1 protein-coding gene is annotated in these 789 nt (G+C 58.4%); it reads left to right on the top strand.

The window, feature by feature from the left end; genetic code table 11:
- Positions 1–234: 234 nt before the first annotated feature.
- On the top strand, positions 235–789 hold a 555-nt coding region (locus tag NW815_RS13135; protein WP_414416101.1), incomplete at its 3' end, for a HEAT repeat domain-containing protein.

Raw genomic sequence — 789 nt, 5'->3', positions numbered from 1 at the left:
CAGCAGTGTTCAGCGTAAATGTATCAGCCTCGTATCCTCTCCACCAAAATATCCAAAATCTTCGTGATGGGGCCAAGTCAACCTGCTTTTCTCGACAACAGTGCTAGGATTTGTCGATCGAAACAGTGGCACCATGTCCCCAGAGATCCCGACCGGGCCAGACGAAGACGGCCTCTGTCCAAGCGCAGCCTCGTTTGCCATACTGAAGAAAGATTGTAAATATTTGTTAACGCCATGACTGTCTCTGCTTTGGATCCCGCCAACCCCGCCCGTTTACAGGAGATCGCTCAACGCTTGCGCAGCCCGCGTTCTGCGGACCGGATGGTGGCCTTGGCCCAGTTGCGGGATGTGCCGGCAGAGCAGGCGGTGCCGCTGATTTTGCAAGTCATCGACGATGAGAACCTGCAGGTGCGCTCTTTTGCCGTCTTTGCCCTGGGGATCAAGCAAACGGACGCCTGTCTGCCCAAATTGCTGGAAATCCTCACCCAAGACCCGGATTATGGCATTCGCGCCGACGCGGCAGGTGCCCTGGGCTACTTGGAAGATCCGCGGGCTTTTGAGGCCCTGGTGCGCGCCTTTTACGAAGATGTGGAGTGGCTGGTGCGCTTCAGTGCCGCGGTGGCCTTGGGGAACTTGAAGGATCCGCGGGCTTACGACGTGCTGCTGCGGGCGTTGGAGGGGCCAGAAGAGCTGCTACAACAGGCGGCCATCGCAGCTTTGGGAGAACTGGGGGATCCGCGGGCCCTGGATCACATCCTGCGGTTTGCCCAATCGGAAGACTGGCTGGTG

Origin of the sequence: Synechococcus sp. R6-7, from assembly GCF_047461695.1 — a bacterium.
Classification (GTDB): domain Bacteria; phylum Cyanobacteriota; class Cyanobacteriia; order Thermostichales; family Thermostichaceae; genus Thermostichus.
Note: the sequence above shows the minus strand (reverse complement) of the source record. Positions and strands in the feature narration are given on the sequence as shown.